The sequence below is a fragment of the Azospirillum sp. P4_B5 genome, from assembly GCF_056402275.1.
In genome coordinates this window covers 45,590-64,710 of the sequence record NZ_JBFUHT010000008.1, presented here as the reverse complement: position 1 = coordinate 64,710, position 19,121 = coordinate 45,590, and the positions used below count along the sequence as shown (strand labels likewise).

The 19,121-nt window shown below is 68.4% G+C and carries 16 protein-coding genes; 4 read left to right on the top strand and 12 right to left on the bottom strand.

Annotated elements, in window-relative coordinates; all coding sequences use genetic code 11:
• Positions 1-15 precede the first annotated feature (15 nt).
• Complete coding sequence (locus tag AC1DVI_RS08030; protein ID WP_014199012.1) at positions 16-1,050, bottom strand: ABC transporter substrate-binding protein; 1,035 nt, start codon at positions 1,048-1,050, stop codon at positions 16-18.
• A 167-nt stretch (positions 1,051-1,217) separates the two neighbouring features.
• On the opposite strand from AC1DVI_RS08030, the gene AC1DVI_RS08025 reads away from it, so the two are divergent.
• Complete coding sequence (locus AC1DVI_RS08025; protein ID WP_476957496.1) at positions 1,218-2,123, top strand: LysR substrate-binding domain-containing protein; 906 nt, start codon at positions 1,218-1,220, stop codon at positions 2,121-2,123.
• Positions 2,124-2,130: 7 nt separating this feature from the next.
• Here AC1DVI_RS08025 and AC1DVI_RS08020 read toward each other — a convergent pair whose 3' ends face one another.
• The 5 genes from AC1DVI_RS08020 to AC1DVI_RS08000 all read right to left on the bottom strand — a co-directional run bounded on the left by AC1DVI_RS08020 (position 2,131) and on the right by AC1DVI_RS08000 (position 7,156).
• Positions 2,131-2,895 (bottom strand): amino acid ABC transporter ATP-binding protein, encoded by a 765-nt coding sequence (locus AC1DVI_RS08020; protein WP_476957495.1) that lies wholly within the window; start codon positions 2,893-2,895, stop codon positions 2,131-2,133.
• 53 nt (positions 2,896-2,948) lie between these two features.
• A complete protein-coding gene (locus tag AC1DVI_RS08015; RefSeq protein ID WP_200486375.1) occupies positions 2,949-3,611 on the bottom strand; it encodes an amino acid ABC transporter permease in 663 nt (220 codons plus the stop codon).
• A gap of 94 nt (positions 3,612-3,705) precedes the next feature.
• Positions 3,706-4,560 carry a transporter substrate-binding domain-containing protein gene (locus AC1DVI_RS08010; protein WP_476957494.1) on the bottom strand — a complete coding sequence of 285 codons (855 nt, stop codon included), beginning with the start codon at positions 4,558-4,560 and terminating at the stop codon, positions 3,706-3,708.
• Positions 4,561-4,728: 168 nt separating this feature from the next.
• The gene (dapA, locus tag AC1DVI_RS08005; RefSeq protein ID WP_476957493.1) at positions 4,729-5,628 is read right to left on the bottom strand and encodes a 4-hydroxy-tetrahydrodipicolinate synthase; all 900 of its coding nucleotides are present in this window, start codon (positions 5,626-5,628) and stop codon (positions 4,729-4,731) included.
• A 373-nt stretch (positions 5,629-6,001) separates the two neighbouring features.
• Positions 6,002-7,156, bottom strand: coding sequence for an alpha-hydroxy acid oxidase (locus tag AC1DVI_RS08000; protein WP_476957492.1), 1,155 nt, complete (start codon positions 7,154-7,156; stop codon positions 6,002-6,004).
• 213 nt (positions 7,157-7,369) lie between these two features.
• Here AC1DVI_RS08000 and AC1DVI_RS07995 point away from each other — a divergent pair, with 213 nt between their 5' ends.
• Both AC1DVI_RS07995 and AC1DVI_RS07990 read left to right on the top strand, forming a co-directional pair.
• Positions 7,370-8,806, top strand: coding sequence for an FAD-binding oxidoreductase (locus AC1DVI_RS07995; protein WP_476957491.1), 1,437 nt, complete (start codon positions 7,370-7,372; stop codon positions 8,804-8,806).
• Positions 8,807-8,871: 65 nt separating this feature from the next.
• Entirely contained in the window at positions 8,872-9,498 is a 627-nt protein-coding gene (locus tag AC1DVI_RS07990) for a helix-turn-helix domain-containing protein (protein ID WP_476957490.1), read from the top strand.
• Positions 9,499-9,614: 116 nt separating this feature from the next.
• Here the strand turns inward: AC1DVI_RS07990 and AC1DVI_RS07985 are convergent, their stop codons facing one another.
• From AC1DVI_RS07985 to AC1DVI_RS07970, 4 genes are read right to left on the bottom strand one after another with little or no spacing between them, the layout of a single operon-like run.
• Positions 9,615-10,829 carry an ABC transporter substrate-binding protein gene (locus AC1DVI_RS07985; protein ID WP_476957489.1) on the bottom strand — a complete coding sequence of 405 codons (1,215 nt, stop codon included), beginning with the start codon at positions 10,827-10,829 and terminating at the stop codon, positions 9,615-9,617.
• Between the two features lie 54 nt (positions 10,830-10,883).
• Positions 10,884-11,663 carry a 3-hydroxybutyrate dehydrogenase gene (locus AC1DVI_RS07980; RefSeq protein ID WP_476957488.1) on the bottom strand — a complete coding sequence of 260 codons (780 nt, stop codon included), beginning with the start codon at positions 11,661-11,663 and terminating at the stop codon, positions 10,884-10,886.
• 47 nt (positions 11,664-11,710) lie between these two features.
• Complete coding sequence (gene kce, locus AC1DVI_RS07975) at positions 11,711-12,661, bottom strand: 3,5-dioxohexanoate:acetyl-CoA acetone transferase (RefSeq protein ID WP_476957487.1); 951 nt, start codon at positions 12,659-12,661, stop codon at positions 11,711-11,713.
• Between the two features lie 57 nt (positions 12,662-12,718).
• On the bottom strand, positions 12,719-13,630 hold the full coding sequence (locus AC1DVI_RS07970; protein WP_476957486.1) for a 3-hydroxyacyl-CoA dehydrogenase family protein: 912 nt from the start codon (positions 13,628-13,630) through the stop codon (positions 12,719-12,721).
• Positions 13,631-13,907: 277 nt separating this feature from the next.
• Between AC1DVI_RS07970 and AC1DVI_RS07965 the strand changes: the two genes are divergently transcribed.
• Complete coding sequence (locus tag AC1DVI_RS07965) at positions 13,908-15,335, top strand: sigma-54 interaction domain-containing protein (protein WP_476957485.1); 1,428 nt, start codon at positions 13,908-13,910, stop codon at positions 15,333-15,335.
• A gap of 13 nt (positions 15,336-15,348) precedes the next feature.
• On the opposite strand, the gene AC1DVI_RS07960 is transcribed toward AC1DVI_RS07965, so the two are convergent.
• Positions 15,349-15,918, bottom strand: a complete 570-nt coding sequence (locus AC1DVI_RS07960; protein WP_476957484.1) for a hemerythrin domain-containing protein — start codon at positions 15,916-15,918, stop codon at positions 15,349-15,351.
• Between the two features lie 59 nt (positions 15,919-15,977).
• Entirely contained in the window at positions 15,978-19,121 is a 3,144-nt protein-coding gene (locus AC1DVI_RS07955) for an efflux RND transporter permease subunit (RefSeq protein ID WP_476957483.1), read from the bottom strand.

Here is a 19,121-nt window from a genome sequence, read left to right as displayed (position 1 = left end):
GGCCGGGGGTTGCGGTCAGCGCTCGATCTCGCGGGTCCAGCGCTTGTTCCAGGCCTCGCGGTTCGCGTTGATGGTGTCCCAGTCGACCACCAGCAGCTTGCCCATCTGCTCGGGGCCGTAGGGGATGCCCACCTGCTGGTCGGCGGTCAGGGTGACGGTCTTGTTCACCGGGCCGAAGCCGGCGCCGGTCGCCATCACGGTCTGCACCTCCGGCGACAGCATGTGCTGGATGAACTGCTGGGCTTCGGCCGCCTGCTTGCTGCCGGTGATGGCGCAGGCCGCCGAGGCCAGCACGACGCCGCCCTCCTTCGGGTAGACGAAGGCGGCGGGGAAGCCGGTGTCGGCCAGCGCCTTGGCGCGGCCCGAGCCCCAGACGGCGACGGTGGCCTGCCCGCTCTGGAACAGCTCGGTCATCTTGCCCGGCGACGGCTCGTAGGCGAGCACGTTCGGGTTCACCTTGTCCTTGAAGGCCTTGAAGCCGGGATCGATGTTCTTCTCGCCGCCGCCGTCGAGCCGCGCCATCATCACCAGCGCGTGCAGGCCGTAGCTGTTGTTGATCGGCGGGACGACCAGCTTCTTGCGGAACTTGGCGTCCTCGATGTCCTTCCAGGAGGCGGGGGCGGCCCAGCCGTTCTCGTCGAAGACCTTCTTGTTGTAGACGATGCCGGTGCCGACCGCGCCGACGCTGACCGCCTTGCCCGAGGGGATCTTCGCCAGATCGTAGAGGTCGTCATAGACCGGCGCCTTGGCGATGTCGGTGCAGAAGCCCAGCGCCACCGCCTGGTACATCGGCCCGTCGTCCAGGATCACCACGTCGATCTGCTGGTTGCCCTTCTGGGCCTGGAGCTTGGCGAGGTTGTCGGTGGAATTGCCGGCGACATACTCGACCTTCACGCCCGTCTTGCTCTCGAAAGCCGGGATGATGTCCTTGCGCATGGTCTGCTCGAAGGACCCGCCGTAGGCGGCGACATACAGGGTCTTCTGCTGCGCCTGCGCGGCGCCACATCCCAGGGCGGCGGTTGCCATCAGGCCGTACACCAACGCTCGCATCTGTCCCTCTCCTGTTCCGGTTCCGGTTCGTTTCCCAGCGCTTGCGCGTTTTGTCGCACCCCCGGAGCGTCGCGCCCCGCTGGCATAATCGTCAAATCGAATTGTTGGCGGTGTCTATAAACGAATGTTATGCTGCAGCGCATCTGTCACCGTCGGACAACCCTGGAATGCTCAATCCCCGCCAGATCGAGGCGTTCCGCGCCGTCATGCTGACCGGCGGGATCACCGCGGCGGCGGAGCTTCTGAACATCTCTCAGCCGGCGGTCAGCCGCCTGATCGCCGACCTGCAATACGCGCTGAAGCTGACGCTGTTCGAGCGGCGCGGCTCGCGCATCGCGCCGACCAGCGAGGCGATGTCGCTGTACCAGGAGGTGGAGCGCTCTTTCGTCGGGCTGGAGCGGATCGAGCAGGCGGCGCGCGACCTCCAGGAGCGGCGGGCCGGCACGCTGCGGGTCGCGGCCATGCCGGCGATGGCCATCGGCTTCCTGCCGCGCTTCGTCGCCCGCTTCCTGGAGCAGCGGCCGCGGGTGGATGTGTTGCTGTGGGGCAGCAGTTCCCCGCAGGTGCTCGACTGGGTGGCCGCCGGCCAGTGCGAATTGGGCTTCGGCCAGTCGGCGGTGGAGCACGCGACGGTGCTGTGCGAGCGGATGCCGCGGGTGCGGGCGGTCGCCGTGGTGCCGAGCAATCACCCGCTGGCCGCCCGCAAGCGGCTGGTCCCGGAGGATTTCGCGGGCGAGGCCTTCATCGCGCTCGGTGCCGCCACGCTGATGCGCTATTCCATCGACGCCGTGTTCGCGGAGCACGGCGTCGGCCGGTCCACGCGGGTCGAGACGCAGCTCACCATGATCGCCTGCGCCATGGTCGCGGCCGGGGCGGGGATCTCCATCGTCGATCCCTTCACGGCGGAGGAATATGCGGGGCGCGGCGTCGCCATCCGCCCCTTCGAGCCGGCCATCACCTTCGAAATGGCCGTGCTGCATTCGGCGCAGCGGTCGCTGTCCACCCTCGCGCAGGATTTTCTGGGGGAGTTCCGCGACGCCGTCGCCACCTTCCGACTACCCGAGCAGGAATAGAGCCGGCTCAGCTCCGGGTGTGGAAGTGGCTGAGGAAGGCGCGCGTGGCCTCCTGCTGCGGCCGGTCGATGACGTCGCGCGCCGGTCCCTCCTCCACGATCACGCCGTCGCGCATGAAGATCACGCGGTCGGCGACCTCGCGGGCGAAGGCGATCTCGTGGGTCACGATGATCATCGTCATGCCCTCGGCGGCGAGGTCGCGCATCACCCCCAACACCTCCGACACCAGCTCCGGGTCGAGGGCGGAGGTCGCCTCGTCGAACAGCATCACCTCCGGCTCCATGGCGAGCGCGCGGGCGATGGCGACGCGCTGCTTCTGCCCGCCGGACAGCCGGTCCGGGTAGGCCTCGGCCTTGTCGGCCAGCCCGACCTTGGCGAGCAGCCGGCGCCCGATCGCCTCGGCCTGCGCCTTCGGCATGCCTTTGGCGGAGACCGGCCCCTCCATCACGTTGCCGAGCACGGTCATGTGGGGGAACAGGTTGAAGTGCTGGAACACCATGCCGGTGTTGGAGCGGAACTTCGCCTGCGCCTTGGGCCGGGGCAGCGCCTTGCCCGTCTCGAAGTCGAAGGCGTCGTCGCCGATGCGGACCCGGCCGCCATTCGGCACCACCAGCAGATTGAGGCAGCGCAGCAGGGTGGACTTGCCCGACCCCGAGGGGCCGATCAGCGCCACGACGGCGCCGGGATCGACCTTCAGGTTGATGTCGCGCAGGACGACCAGCTCGCCGAACTGCTTCCTCAACCCGGCGACTTCGATCTTGGGGGTGCTCATGGGACGGGGCCTCTCGCGTTGGATCGCCGGGGGAGTGTCAGTGATCGGATCCTTCAATGACCCGTCTGGAGCTGCTTCTCGCCCCGCTTCACGATGGCCGTCAGGGGGACCAGCACGACGAAGTAGATCAGCGCGACGATCGTGTAGACCTCCAGCGGGCGGAAGGTGTCCGTCGCGGCGACCTGTCCCTGGTAGAGCAGGTCGGGCACCGCCACCACCGACACCAGCGAGGTGTTCTTGAACTGGATGATCGATTGGTTCATCAGCGGCGGGATCATCCGCTTGACCGCCTGGGGCAGAACGATGCGCCGCATCACCTTGGCCGGCGTCATGCCGAGCGCCAGCCCGGCCTCCGACTGTCCGGCCTCGATGGAGACCACGCCGCCCCGGATCACCTCCGCGTAGAAGGAGCCGCCGTAAAGCGAGAGGGTGAGGACGGAGGCGGTCACCGCGTCGATCTGGATGCCGGTCAGCATCGGCAGCGCGTAATAGAACCACAGCAGTTGCACCAGCAGGGGCGTGCAGCGGAACAGCTCGATGTAGGCCCAGGAGATCCAGCGCAGCACCGCGAAGCGCGAGAGCTGGGCCAGCCCGCCGACCAGCCCCAGCAGCAGGCCCAGCACGACGACGGCGGCCGTCAGGCCGATGGTGACCAGCGTGCCGTTCAGGAACAGCCAGCGGTATCCCCAGAGCATCTCGAAGTTGAAGGTGTACATGGCGGGCCTGCTTGCAAAACTTCGGAACGGCGGCCGAATCCCCGTGGGGCCGGCCGCCGTGCGTCATCGGAACCCGGGTCCGTCGGCGGGTCCTTTAAAAAGTGATGCCTTCCGGGATGTCGCTCATGGCGATGTCCACCTTGGCGAGGCTGTTCACCACCGCCTCGCGGATCAGGCCCAGGCCCTGGGCGTAGACGATCCAGGTGTTCACGAAGTCGCGCAGGGTCTTGTCCGGCTCGCGCCGCACCGCCGCGTTGGAGGTGGAGCCGAAGACCGGGCGCGGCACGATCACCTTGCCCAGCGACGGGTCGCGCTTCACCGCGCGCACGCCGCCCATCCAGAAGATCGACTGCGCGTCGGCCCGGCCGCTGCGCACGGCCAGCGTCGCCTCGTCCAGCGACTTGAAGCGGATGAGCTGGGCGTTCGGGCAGAGGCGGCTGGCCACCTGATCATGGGCGGAGCCGACGTCCACCGCGATCTTCACCTCGGGCTTGTTCATGTCGGCCCAGCTCTTCGGCTCGAAGCCCGGCTTGGCGATGACGACCAGGGCGCTGTTGTAGACCGGAACCGTGAAGTCGACGGCCAGGGCGCGTTTCGGCGTCGGGTTCATGCCGAACATGACGTCGATCTTGTTGGCCTGAAGGTCAAGGATGGCGTTGCCCCAGGTGGTCTCGACCACCTCGATGCCGACGTCCATGTCGGCGGCCAGCGCCGACCCGATGTCCCAGAACTGGCCCGCCCATTGGCCGGTCGTCTGGTCCTTCATGATCCAGGGGGCACCGGTCGCCACACCGCCAATGCGGAGCTTCTTGGCCTTCAGGACCCGGTCGAAGGAGCTGCCGCCCTCCTGCGCCGCCGCCGGGGCGATGCCCGCCGCCATGGTGGCCCCGAAAGCCCCGACCGCCGCGCCGGCGCCCAGAAACCCAGCCAGTTCCCTGCGATTCACCATGTCCGTCTCCCTTGTGGTCCGTCGGGCTGTCCGAGCGGATGTGTCTCGACGTGTGTGTCTTTACGTGTGGTCAGGCCATTCCGTGTTCGTTGACCGGCCGCCGCCGCGGCTTCGCGTTGTTGGGGCGCTTTCCGGGGGAAGGAGCGCCCGAAGTGTTCCTTTTGGCCGTCAGGCGAGCGCGATGTCGCGCGCGTGCCGGGCGACGGCCTGGAGCTTCTCGGTGGTCTCCGCGGTCGGCGCGGTCAGCGGCAGCCGCACCCCGCCGACCGGCATGCCGGCCATCGCCATGAAGGCCTTCAGCGGGCCGGGGTTGGTTTCCAGGAAGATGGAATTCACCACCGGCTCGATCCGGGTCTGCTCGGCCAGCGCCTCGTTGAGCTTGCCGGCGCGCGCCAGCTCGAAGATGCGCAGCCAGATCCGCGGATAGATGGTGGCCGAGGCCAGCACGCCGCCCCGCGCGCCCAGCGCGACGTGGGTGGCGAACAGCGGTTCCTCGCCGCTCAGCACCGAGATCTTGTCACCGGCGTACTTCACCGTCTTGATGAATTCCGGCATGTCGTAGGAGGAGAACTTCATGCCGATGATGGAGCCGTCCTCCGCCATCGCCTGCACGCCCTCGGCGGTGACCGCCACGTTGGTGCGGCGCGGGATCTGGTACAGCATGACCGGCAGGTCCACCGCGTCGCGGTAGGCGCCGAAGTAGGCGCGCATGCCTTCCTGGGTGCCGGCGGCGTAATAGGGGGTGACGGTCATCACCGCGGCCGCCCCGGCGGCGGCGAAGTCGCGCCCGGCCTCGACCGCGTCCTGGAAACCGGTGGACAGGACGCCGGGGATCACCGGCTTGCCGCCGGCCTCCTCCACGCAGGCGGCGACGACACGCTTGCGCTCGTCCCGCGACAGGGCGGGGTATTCGCCGGTGCCGCCGATCGGCACGACGCCGGACGCCCCGGCGTCGAGCTGGTGGCGCACCAGCCGCTTCAGGCCGGCGATGTCGACGGAGCCGTCGACCGTCAGCGGCGTGACGATGGCGCTGAACAGGCCGCTGATCTCCGATTGGGTGAGTGCCATGGGGTCCTCGGATTTCCTAAGCGTGGCGTTTGAAGCGAGGCTTGGCCGTGTGCCGGGGGCGCAAGGCGGCCTTGCCCCCGCGATGCGGGAAGCCGGTTCGGGACGATCGAAAAAAACCGCGATGAAACGAGTTCGATGAAATTGACAAAGACCGGCGCGCCGCCGGAAATCCGTGTCTGAACCCACATCCTGAACAATGCTTGGGTCGGGGCCGGAGGGAACGGGGGCGATGGGTGTCCCTTGTGAGACCTCGATCCGGCCCCGTCCGCTTCCGACTAAGGAGATGTGACCTTATTTTTCCTTTTGCTGCAATAACAAATCGTTTCATGGATGAAAAGTGATGATCCGATAAAATCAGGCGCGCCAACACACGTCAACGTGGCCGTTCCACCGTCCCCGTGATGTCGGCCACGCTCGGTGCGCCGAGGAAACCCATGGTGGTCAGAAGCTCGCGCCGGACCAGTTCCAGCACCGCCTGCGCACCCGCCGCCCCGTCGGTGGCCAGCCCGTAGAGAACGGCACGGCCAAGCAGCACGCCCTGCGCGCCGAGCCCCAGATAGCCGGCGACATGGCTGCCGCGGCGCACCCCGCTGTCGGCCAGAACGGTCACCCGGTCGCCGACCCGCTCGGCGATGTCCGCCAGACAGCGCACCGGGTGGATGGCGTGATCCAGGTTGCGGGCGCCGTGGTTGGACACGACAATCCCGTCCACCCCCAGTTCGGCCGCCTTCTCCGCGTCGTCGGCGCGCAGCACGCCCTTCACGATCAGCTTGCCCTTCCAGGCGTCCCGCAGGCTCCGCACGTCGTCCCATCCCACGTCCTGGGCGAGGCTGATCTCGTCCCCGACGGCGACCCGCCCCAGCGCGGTGCGGAACTCGTCGGGATAGTGGGCGTAGGTCGGCACGCCACCGTTGCGCAGGTACTTGGCGAAGACCCCGGCGAACCAGCGCGGGTGGGCGAGGCAATCCAGACCGGCGCGCAGCGACGGTTTGATCGGAATGCCGAAACCGTTGCGGATGTTGTATTCGCGGTTGGGCGTCACCGCCGTGTCGACGGTCAGGACCAGCGCCTCCGCCCCGGCCCGTTCGGCGCGCCGCACCAGCTCGCGGGTGCGCTCGCGGCTGCGCCAGACATAGAGCTGGAACCACAGCCGCGCCCCGGACTCCCCGGCGATCCGCTCGATCGAGGTGATGGACTGGGTGGAGACGCAGAAGGGAATGCCGACCGCGGCGGCGGCCTTGGCCAGCTCCACCTCGCCGTCGTACCAAACCAGCCCGGCCACGGCGGTGGGCGCCACCACCAGCGGCAAGGGCTGGCTCACCCCGAACAGACGGGTGGTGGCGTCGCGTTTCGACACGTCCACCAGCACGCGCGGTTTGAAGGTGAGGCTGTCGAGCGCCGTTTTGCTCGTCGCGATGCCGGTTTCATCCTCGGTGCCGCGGTCGATGTACTCGAACAGGCCACGGGGGAGGCGGGACCGTGCCCGCAGCCGGGCCTCGGCAATGTTGAGCGATGCGGTCACCGCCATGTCCCCGGTTTGCGAGGGAGGACGCGTGCATCAGACGATTCGCAGGCTATGCCCATTGGGTGCTGCTCCGACAAAAATTATCTTTTCGGGAACAATTTTTCGTATGCTAGACATGGTGAAACAGTATCGTCAACGTCCGATCGTGCCGGCCGATTGTTCGCGGCACCGATGTCCGCCCCCTTCCCCGGCCCCGAAGCCACAAGGACCTGCCCGATGCGTGACCCACAGGCTCTGCTGACGTCGTTGCGTACGCTCCTGGGGGAGCGCCATGTGGTCACGCAGGCGACGGACCTCGAACCACTGACCCGCGACTGGCGAGGCCGCTACGATGGCACGGCGCTGTGCGCCGTCTATCCGGCGGACACCGAGCAGGTGGCGGCGACCGTGCTGCTGGTGCGCGAGCATGGCGGCAGGATCGTGCCGCAGGGCGGCAACACCGGCATGTGCGGCGGCGCCACGCCCTTCTCGGAGGAGACGGTGGTGCTGCGGCTCGACCGGCTGAACCGGGTCCGGCAGGTCAGCGCGCTGGACAACACCATGACGGTGGAAGCCGGCTGCATCCTGGCCGACCTTCAGGCCCGCGCGCAGGAGGTCGGGCGCCTCTTCCCGCTCAGCCTGGGCGCGGAGGGGAGCTGCCAGATCGGCGGCAACATCGCGACCAACGCCGGCGGCACGGCGGTGCTGCGCTACGGCCCGATGCGCGACATGGTGCTGGGGCTGGAGGTGGTGCTTCCCGACGGCTCGGTGATGAACGACCTGAAGCGGCTGCGCAAGGACAACAGCGGCTACGCGGTGCGCCACCTGTTCATCGGGGCGGAGGGCACGCTGGGCATCGTCACGGCGGCGGTGCTGAAGCTGTTCCCGCAGCCGCAGACGAGCGCCACCGCCATGGCCGGCGCCGGCCACCTCGACCAGGCGCTGGAACTGCTGGCCTCCGTCCGTGCCCGCCTCGGCGACCGGGTGAGCGCTTACGAGGTCATGTCGCACTCCCAGATGCAGCTCGTGCTCGACCACATTCCCGGCTGCACCCTGCCCTTCGCGGAGCCGCACCCCTGGTACGTGCTGATCGAGGCGGAGGACAGCTTCGCCGCCATGGATCTGGCCGCCATCCTGGAGGACTGCCTGGCCGACGCGCTGGAGCGCGGCCTCGTCGCCGACGCCGTGATCCCCCGGAGCGGGGCGCAGCGCGAGGCGCTATGGCGCCTGCGCCATTCGGTGTCGGAGGCGAACAAGGTCGCCGGCATCAGCGTCTCCTACGACACCGTGGTGCCGCTCGACCGGCTGGGCGACTTTGCGGCGGAGACGGAGCGCGGCGTGCGCGCCGCCTTCCCGCAGGCGCGGCTGCTGTTCGTCGGTCATGTCGGCGACGGGAACCTGCACGCGGTGATCCATTTCGACCACGACGCCTTTCCCTCCCGCGCCGATTTCGAGGCGACGGCGGGGCGGATCAACGGGATCGTCGACAGCGCGACGCTCGCCTGCGACGGCTCGATCAGCGCGGAGCACGGGATCGGCCTCAGCAACCGCAAACGGCTCGCCCATTCCATCGACCCGGCGCGCTATCGGCTGATGACCCAGATCAAAGCGTTGCTCGACCCCGACCATATGATGAATCCTGGAAAGGTTCTGGTGTTCGAGGACCCTCAATGAAGCGGCCCGCCCTGACGACCAAGCATGTACGACGAATCGCGACACGACCGGCGGCGGATGACGCAATGGATGTGATCGACCGGCCCGACGCGGCCACCTCCCCTTCCCCCTCCCAGAGCGGGACGGATGGGGAGCTGGACCTCGGCGTCCGGCTGAAGAACCTGCGCAAGCGCCTGGGGCTGACGCTCCAGCAGGCGGCCGACCGCACCGGGGTCGGGGTGTCCACCCTGTCCAAGATCGAACGGAACGAGCTGTCGCCGACCGTCACCACCCTCCTGAAGATCGCCGCCGGATTCGAGATGGACGCGGCGGCGATCATCGGCGGGCAGACGCCGGCGCTGCGCGTCGCCGGGCGCCGCTCGGTGACGCGGTCGGGACAGGGCCGCCCCTTCCCGACCGGCACCTGCAACAACGCCTGGCTCTGCCCGGACCTGACGAGCAAGGTCATGACCCCGATCATGACCACCGTCGTCGCCCGCTCGCTCGACGCCTACCCGGAGTGGGCCAAGTACGACGCGGAGCTGTTCCTGCACGTCGTCTCCGGCACGCTGGTCGTGCACAGCCAGATCTACGAGCCGCTGCGGCTTGATGCCGGCGATTCCATGTATTACGACGCCAGCACCCCCCATCTCTGGGTTTCGGAAGGGGACGAGGACGCCCGCGTTCTCTGGGTCTACGCCAAGTACCAGTGAGGCCACCGCCCCGAATGGAGGCCTTTACGACGGATCTCGTGCAGAACATCTGAAAGTCGAATGGGGAGCGTGCCCGCTCCCCAGCCGCCGTCACTTCAGGTCTTCACTTCAGGTCGTCATTTCACGAGGGGGCAGCCGCTGTCCTTTGGGTTGATGTAGGCCTGCTCGCCGGGGATGGTCTTGAGGATCTTGAAGTAATCCCAGGCCGCCTTCGACTCGCCCGGCGCCTTGATCTGCGCCAGATACATGTCGTTGAAGATCCGGCCGTTGTCGGCGATCCTCGCGTCCTTCATCATCATGTCGGTGATGGGCGTGGCGCGCATCTTGGCGGCGACCTTGTCCGCGTCGTCGGTGCCGGCCTCCTGCACGGCCTTCAGGTAATGCTTGACCGCCGAATAGACGCCCGCCTGGTTCATCGACGGCTTGCGCCCGGTCCGCTCCTCGAACGTCTTCGACCAGGCGCGGGTCTCCTCGTTCATGTCCCAGTAGAAGGAGTTCGCCAGCATCAGCCCCTGCGCGGTGTCGAGGCCCAGCGCATGGATGTCGTTGACGTTCAGCAGCAGACCGGCCAGCGTCTGGCCGCCCTGGGGAATGCCGAACTCGGCGGCCTGCTTGACCGCGTTGATGGTGTCGCCGCCGGCGTTGGCAAAGGCGACGACTTCAGCGCCCGAGGCCTGCGCCTGCAACAGGAAGGACGAGAAGTCCGAGCTTGCCAGGGGATGGCGGACGCTGCCCTTGATGGTGCCGCCGAGCTGCTTGACGGTGTTGGCGGCCTCCGTTTCCAGCGAATGGCCGAAGGCGTAGTCGGCGGTGATGAAGAACCAGCTCTTCCGGCCCTGCTCGACCAGCGCGCGGGCGGTGGAGGACGCCACGGCGTGGTTGTCCCACGTCCACAGGAAGCCGTAGGGGCTGCAATCCTTGCCCGTCAGATCGGTGGAGCCGGGGCCGGACATCAGGAAGATGCGCTTCTTGTCCTTGGTGATGCCCTGCACGGCCAGCGCCGCCGCCGAGTTCGGCACGTCGGCGACGACGTCGACCTTCTCCACGTCGATCCACTGGCGGGCGAGGTTGGCGGCGATGTCCGCCTTGTTCTGGTGGTCGCCGACGATGATCTCGATCTTGGTGCCGTTGATGGCGTTGCCGAACTCCTCGGCGGCCAGCCGAGCGGCCACCGCCGAGCCCTCGCCGTTGATGTCGGCGTAGATGCCGGACCGGTCGGACAGCATGCCGATCTTGATGACGTTGTCCGACATCTGGGCCTGGGCCGTGCCGGACGCCAGGGCGGCGAAGGCGACTCCGGCGAGAAGGCCGGCGAGACGGGTGCTGCGCATGGTTCACTCCCTAAGGTGTTGTTCTTGGTGGTTGGGGATTCAATGGGCAGGGACTCAGTGGGTCGTGTAGCCGCCGTCCACGGGGATCGCGGTGCCGGTGATCGACGCGGCGGCGTCGGAGCACAGGAAGGCGATGGCGGCGGCGACCTCCTCCGGGGGGATCAGCCGGCCGGTCGGCATGCGGTCGAGGAACACCGCCTGAAGGACCCGCTCCTCCGGCAGGCCGGTGACCTGGGCCTGCTGGGCGATCTGCTTCTCGATGATCGGGGTCAGCACCGTGCCGGGGCACACCGCGTTGCAGGTGATGCCGTGCTCCGCGACCTCGATCGCCACCGACTTCGTCAGGCCGATGATGCCGTGCTTGGTCGCGACATAGGCGGGCTTGTGCGGAGCGCCGACCAGGCCGAGGACCGACGCCGTGTTGACGATGCGCCCCCAGCGGCGTTCCCGCATCGCGGGAAGGGCCGCCTTGATGGTGTGGAAGGCGGCGCTGAGGTTGACCGCGAGCAGCAGGTCCCACTTGTCGTCGGGGAACTCGTGCACCGCCGCCACATGCTGCACCCCGGCGTTGTTCACCAGGATGTCGATGGGGCCGAGCGCCGCCGCGGCCTCCGCCATCATGGCGCGGGCCTCGTCCGGCCGGCTGAGATCGGCCCCCGAATAGACGATCGTCGTGCCGCTCTGCGCCGCGATGTCCGCGCACAGCCGGTCGATCTCCGCGCGGTCGCCGAAGCCGTTGAGCATCACATGGCAGCCCTGGCGGGCGAGTTCGCGGGCGGTCGCCAGCCCGATGCCGGTGGTGGAGCCGGTGACGACGGCATTCCTGTTTCGCATCTCGGTCCTTCTTTCGGGCGTCATGGAGGTCAGTGGCGTGTCGCGGTTCAGAAGGCCACCTGATCGGCGCCTTTCAAGGCGAGCATCGCTCGCGCCTCGGCGGGGGTGGCGACCTCAAGCGACAGCTCTTCGAGAATCCGGCGGATCTTCGCCACCTGCTCCGCGCTGTTCCGGGCCAGCCGGCCCTTGCTGAGATACAGGCTGTCCTCCAGCCCGACCCGGACGTTGCCGCCCATGACCGCGGCCATGGCCGTGAAGGGGATCTGGTGACGGCCAGCGGCCAGCACCGACCATTCGTAATCCGTCCCGAACAGCCGGTCGGCGGTCTCGCGCATGAAGACGAGGTTGCGCTGCTCCGCGCCGATACCGCCGAGGATGCCAAAGATCGTCTGGACGAAGAAGGGCGGCTTCACCAGCCCCCGATCGACGAAGTGTGCGAGGTTGTAGAGATGCCCGACGTCGTAGCACTCGAATTCGAAGCGCGTCCCGCAGCCCTCGCCCAGATGCTCCAGGATGTAGGCGATGTCGCGGAAGGTGTTGCGGAAGATGAAGTCGTCGGTGCTGCGCAGATAGGGCTCCTCCCAATCGTGCTTCCAGCCCTGGTAACGGTCGGCCAGTGGGAAGATGCCGAAATTCATCGAGCCCATGTTGAGCGAGCACATCTCCGGCTGGGCCTGGAGCGGGGCGGCAAGGCGCTCCTGCACCGTCATGTTGAGCGAGCCGCCGGTGGTGATGTTGAGCACCGCGTCGGTGGACTGCTTGAGGCTCGGCAGGAACTGCATGAACACCGCCGGGTCCGGCGTCGGCTGCCCGGTGCGGGGGTCGCGGGCGTGCAGGTGGAGGATCGCCGCACCGGCCTCGGCGGCGCCGACGCCCTGCTCGACGATTTCATCCGGCGTCACCGGCAGCGCGTCCGACATGGTCGGGGTGTGGATCGACCCCGTCAACGCGCAGCTGATGATGACCTTCTTCTGTGGTGCCTTCTGTGGTGCGGCCATGGGACATTCTCTGTGTGGGTTCGGTTCGAAGGGAAGGACGGCGTGAACGGCGTGCGGTCACCCGCGCTCGACGCCGTCCAGCCGCTGGAGGTGGGCCGCCAGACGGGCGTGGGTCTCGGTCCGCTGCGCCTCAGTCCAGGTCCGGAAGCCGACGCCGGACTTCATGCCCAACCGCCCGGACGCGACGAGGTCGCGCAACAGGGGCAACGGTTCCGGCGTCCGGTCGAGGTCGGGCAGGACATGCTCGTGCACCGCCAGGGTCAGGTCGGTGCCGACGAGGTCGGCGTTCTCCAGCGGCCCCAGGACGGCGAGGCGGCGGCCGAAGCTGGCCTTGACCACGGCGTCCACCGTCTCGGCGTCGCACACGCCGTTCTGGACGAGCGCGATGGCCTCACGCCAGAGCGCGTGCTGCAGGCGGTTGCCGATGAAGCCGGGAACATCCTTGCGGACATGCACCGGCGTCTTGCCGATGGCGGCCAGCAGCCCGATCATCGCGGCGACCGCCGCGTCGTCGGTGTCGGCGGTCTGGATGACCTCGACGAGCGGGATCTGGTACGGCGGGTTCCACCAGTGGGTGCCGAGCGCGCGGCTCTTGTCCCGGAGCGGTTCCATGATCCGGGTGATCGGGATCACCGACGTGTTGCTCGCCAGAAGCGCATGGGACGGTGCGGCGGCCTCGACCGCCAGGAAGATCCGCTGCTTGAGGGGCAGATCCTCCGGAACCGCTTCGATGACGACGTCCGCGTGGCCAGCCGCGTCCTCCAGGGATTCGCAGGGGCGAATGCGGTCCGCGGCGGCGGCGTCCATCCCCAGAGTCTCAAGGTTGCCGCGGACACGATCGACGATCCCGGCCCGGCGGCCCGGATCGGGCTCGTGGATGTCGACCGGGTGCCCGGCGACGGCGAACGCCTGGGCGATCCCATGCCCCATCAGCCCGGCGCCGATGATTCCAATACGCTGCTGCGTCATGCGTTTGTCGCGTCCCCCCTGCCTTGAGCGCCGCCGCGACGGCCGTCGGGCCAATTGTTCGCGGCGCACATATTTTCTTTGCGCAATCAAAGCAAGGGGCGTGCCAGCGATGGGAATTGTTGGTATGGAGGGCATTCGGCCGAGCCAACGGGCGGATTGCCTGCGGATTTGAGCCCGTTGCCGCCATCGGCCTGCGACTCAGGGCTTCCGTCGTGTGCTGAATTTTGACAAACAGTGTTCATAATATTGACAGAAACGGTGCGACGGGAGGCGGGCCATGACGGCGGGACGGGACGAGCACTTCGCGGCGGCGCGCGCGCTGATGGTGATGATCGACGAGATGATCGACGGCGCCATTCTCGTCGACAAGGACGCGCGCATCGTCTGGTCCAATGATAAGCACGTCTGGTTCGATGACAAGCGCAAGGCGCTGCTGGGCATCCGCTCCCTCACCGAGGTGGTGGGGCAGCCGATCGAACGGGTCATCCCGCACAGCCAGATGCGCGACGTGGTGGAGACCGGCCGCTCCTTCCCGCTCGACATCATGCGCTATGGCGAGCACACGCTGCTGGTGAGCCGCCTGCCCCTGCGCGACGAACAGGGGGAGATCATCGGCGCCCTCGCCTTCGCCCTGAAGAACAGCCTGACCTACCTCCGCCCCATCGCCGAGCGCTTCAACAAGCTGCAATCGCGGCTCGCGCGTATGGAACAGGAACTCGCCGCCAGCCGGGCGCCGAAATATTCGGTCGAGAATCTGGTCGGCTTCAGCCCGGCGATGCTCCAGGTGAAGCGGCTGGTGCGCAAGGCGGGCCAGATCAACTCGGCGGTGCTGGTGCTGGGCGAGACGGGGACCGGAAAGGAGCTGGTGGCGCAGGCGATCCACGCCGCCTCGGATCGGGTCGACCGCCCCTTCGTCGGCGTCAACGTCGCGGCCGTCCCCGAGAATCTGCTGGAGGCGGAATTCTTCGGCGTGGCGCCGGGCGCCTACACCGGCGCCGGGCGCCAGCCGCGGCCCGGCAAGTTCCAGCTCGCCCACGGCGGCACGCTGTTCCTCGATGAGATCGGCGACATGCCGCTGCCGCTCCAGGCCAAGCTGCTGCGCGTGCTTCAGGAGCGCGAGGTCGAGCCGCTCGGCTCCAACCAGGTCATCAAGGTCGATGTCCGCATCATTGCCGCGACCAGCCGGCCGTTGCCGGAGATGATGCGGAACGGCACCTTCCGCTCGGACCTCTACTACCGGCTCAACGTCTTCCCGATCCAGCTGCCGGCGCTGCGCGACCACAAGGAGGATCTGGAAATCCTCGCCTCCCTGTTTTCGGAACGGATGGCGGTGAGCCTCGATCAGCCGATGCGCGACCTCACCCCCGCGGCGCTCGACGCGCTGCGCGGGCACGACTGGCCGGGCAACGTCCGTGAACTGGCCAACGTCATCGAGCAGGTCTATGTGCGCACCGAAGGCGAGCGCATCCTGGCCGACGACTTCGCCGACATCCTTCCCGGAGCCGCAGCAAAGACTCCGGGCTCGCCGGCGCGCAAGCGTCCCCTCGCCGACAGCATGGATGAGCTGGAGCGCTCGCTCATCCTCGCCGCGCTCGACGACGCGCAGGGCAACAAGCTCGAAGCCGCGCGGAGCCTCGGCCTGTCGCGCACCAACCTCTACGCGAAGCTGCGCAAGCACGGCATCACCGCCGACTCCGAGACGTAGCCGGATCGCGGCGTTAGAGCAGCAGGGCTTTCTCCCGCTGCACATGGCCCGACAGCCGGGCGGTCTCCCGCTGGTTCAGCGCGTCGCGCAGCTTGGGGAAATCGACCTCCTCCTCCTGCTGGACATGCTCCGCGATCAGCTGCCTCAGCGCGATGACGCGCCGCCGCCACGCGGGATCGTCCTTCGGCATTTGTTCGAGGGCGTACAGGTGCATCTTCATGTCGGCGTGCTCGCCGTAGAGGTGCCGGGCGTCCGCCTCCTGATGCGCGTGGTCGTGCAGCAGGGGATAGACGACGTCCTCCTCGGCCATGGCGTGCGCAGCGAGGCGGCGCTTGAAGCGGAGCAGGAGCTGCGTCCGCTGGAAGGTCTCGCCGGTGTGCGTCCGCTCCATCGCGTCGAGCAGCGCCATGATGTGGCGGTGGTCGTCCATCAGGGCGTCGAACGGGTCGCGCGCCATCGTCGTCCCGGCGGCCTGGGCGACCACCGGCGGCAGCAGGCGGCTGGCGAGGATCGCCACGGCGGCACCGCTGGCGAAGGCGATCAGACCGCTTGTGGACCACAGGTCCCTTCCTCTTCTGGTCATGATGTCCGTGCCTCCTGGGTCCAAGTGTGTGTCCGACGTCCAACAGGGGCCGGGCCGGGTCATTCCGCCGGAGAGGTCTTCCCAGGCACATCCGCCTGGGCGCGGTGCGGAACGAGCCGCTCGGTCAGGCGCTGGAAGACGACGAACAGGACCGGCACGAAGATGATGCCGACCAGCGTCGCCGCGGTCATGCCGCTGAAGACCGTCGTGCCGATGGACCGCCGGCTGGCCGCTCCCGCGCCGGTGGCGACGAGCAGCGGCACCGCCCCCAGGATGAAGGCCAACGCCGTCATCAGCACCGCACGGAAGCGCTGGCGGGCGCCCATCACCGCGGAATCGATGATGGGGTGGCCGGCGGCGCGTTGCTCCCGCGCGAACTCGACGATCAGGATGGCGTTCTTGGCGGCGAGGCCGACCAGCAGGACGAGGCCGATCTGCGCGTAGACGTCGTTGGCGATGCCGGCGACGCTCAGGCCGATGCCGGCCCCCAGCACCGCGATGGCCACGGACAACAGCACGGCCAGCGGGATCAGCCAGTTCTCGTACTGCGCCACCAGGAACAGATAGCCGAACATCACCGCCAGCCCGAAGATGATGATCGTCTGGTTGCCGATGCGGCTCTCCTGATAGGACAGGCCGGTCCATTCCGTGGCGTAGCCCGTCGGCAGGGTGCGGTTCGCCACGTCCTGCATCGCCGCCAACGCCTGCCCGGAACTGCCGCCGGGGGCCGGGTTCCCGTTGACCGAGGCGGACAGGAACTGGTCGTAGCGGACGAGGCTGTCGGGGGCCAGCGTGTGGCGGATGGTCACGATGCTGCGCAGCGGCACCATGTCCCCCGACGAACTCCGCACATAGAGCTGGTCGATGGCCGCCACCTCGTCCCGGTGCTCCGCGGCGTCCTGGACCTGCACCTGGAAGACCCGGCCGTAGAGGTTGAAATCGTTGATGTAGCGCGACCCGAGATGGGACTGCAGCGTGGTGAAGACGTCGCCCGGCGAGACGCCGAGCAGCGCCGCCTTGGTGCGGTCGAGGTCGACGAACAGGTGCGGCACGTCGGGGCTGAAGGTGCTGAAGACGGCCGACAGCCGGGTGTCCTGGTTGGCGGCGACCAGCAGGCCGCGCAGCACCGCGCCGAGCTGCTGCGCGGATTGCCCGCCCAGCGCCTGCACCTGCAGTTGGAACCCGCCGGTGCTGCCGAGGCCGGGGATGGAGGGCGGGTTGAAGGCGGCGATGGTCGCCTGCGGCACCGCGGCGAGCTGCGGCCTCAGCCGGCCCAGCAGCGCGTCCACCGTCTCGGCGGCCCCCCGCTCCCCCCAGGGCTTCAGCACGACGATTTGCAGGCCGACGTTGGAGGCCGCCCCGCTGAGGATGCTGTAGCCGGCGATGGAGATCACATGGGCCACACCCGGCGTCGCGCGCAGCCGCTCGGTGACGTCGGTCATCACCGCCTCCGTTCGGCTGAGCGACGCGGCACTCGGAAGCTGCACGTTGACGAAGAAGTATCCCTGGTCCTCCGACGGCAGGAAGGCGGTGGGCAGGCCGCGCAGCAGCAGGAAAGCCCCGGCGGTCAGCAGGGCGAAGACGGCGATCCCGACCACCAGCTTGCGCGACAGCCAGCCGACGAGGCCGCCGTAGCGGTCGCGCACCCCGTCCAGCCCGCGGTTGAAGGCGGCCAGCGGGCGCCAGGGCGGGGTCGGCGGGCGCAGCAGCAGGCCGCACAGCGCCGGGGTCAGCGTCAGCGACACCATGCCGGAAATCAGGAAGGCGGTGGTGATGGTGACCGCGAATTGCCGGTAGAGCTGGCCGGTGATGCCGGGCAGGAAGGCCACCGGCACGAACACCGCGGCCAGCACCAGGGTGGAAGCGACGATGGCGCCGGTCACCTGCTCCATGGCGATGCGGCTGGCCGAGGGGGCGGGCTGGTCGGGATGCTCCTCCATGACGCGGCGGACGTTCTCGACCACCACAATGGCATCGTCCACGACCAGCCCGATCGCCAGCACCAGCGCGAACAGCGTGATGGTGTTGGCGCTGTAGCCCAGCACCAGCAGCACGGCGAAGACGCCGATGATCGACACCGGGATCGCCAGGGTCGGGATCAGCGTCGCCCGCCAGTCCTGGAGGAAGACGTAGATGACGACCACCACCAGCAGGAAGGTGATGCCCAGCGTCAGCACGATCTCCTCGATCGTCGCGCTGACGAAGCTGGTGGTGTCGAAGACGACGGCGTAGTCCAGCCCCTCCGGGAAGCGGCCGGACAGCCGGTCCAGCTCCGCCCGCACCGCCTTGGCGACGTCCAGCGCGTTGGCGTCCGGCGACTGGTAGACGACCAGCGTCGCCGCCGGGTCGCCGTCCAGCTTGGCGGTGGAGCCGTAGCTCTGCGCCCCCAGCTCCACCCGCCCGATGTCGCCCAGCCGCACCACGCCGCCGTTCGGGTTGGTGCGCACGATGATGCCGGCGAACTGCTTGGGGTCGTCCAGCCGGCCGCGGGCGAGAATGGTCAGCTGCTGCTGCTGGCCGTCGGGGACGGGAGGGGCGCCGATTTGCCCGGCCGAGGCCTGGAGATTCTGGTTCTGGATCGCCGCGACCACGTCCGCCGCCGTGATGCCCAGCGCCGTCATGCGGTTCGGGTCCATCCAGACGCGCATGGCGTAGGTCAGCGCGCCCATCACCTGCGCGTCGCCGACTCCGGGCACCCGCGCGATGGCGTCGCGCAGGTTGATGCTGGCGTAGTTGGAGATGAAGATCGGGTCGAACTGGCCGCCGGGGGAGAAGACGTTGACGGCCATCAGCATGTTGGACGACTGCTTGCGCACCGTGACGCCCTGGCGCGAGACCTCCACCGGCAGGGTCGGCGTGGCGAGCGACAGGCGGTTCTGCACGTTGATCTGGGCCAGATCGGGGTCGGAGCCCTGCGCGAAGGTGACCGACAGCGTGTAGGCGCCGGTGTCGGTGCTGGTCGAGGACATGTAGAGCATGCCCTCCACCCCGTTCACCTGCGCCTCGATCGGGGCGGCGACGCTGTCGGCGACGACCTGGGCGTTGGCGCCGGGATAGGTGGCGGAGACCTGCACCGAGGGCGGCGTGATCGGCGGGAACTGCGCCACCGGGATGGCCAGGATGGCCAACGCGCCCGCGATGGTCACGACCAGCGCGATGACGATGGCGAGGTTCGGGCGCCGGATGAACAGGCCGGAGAACAT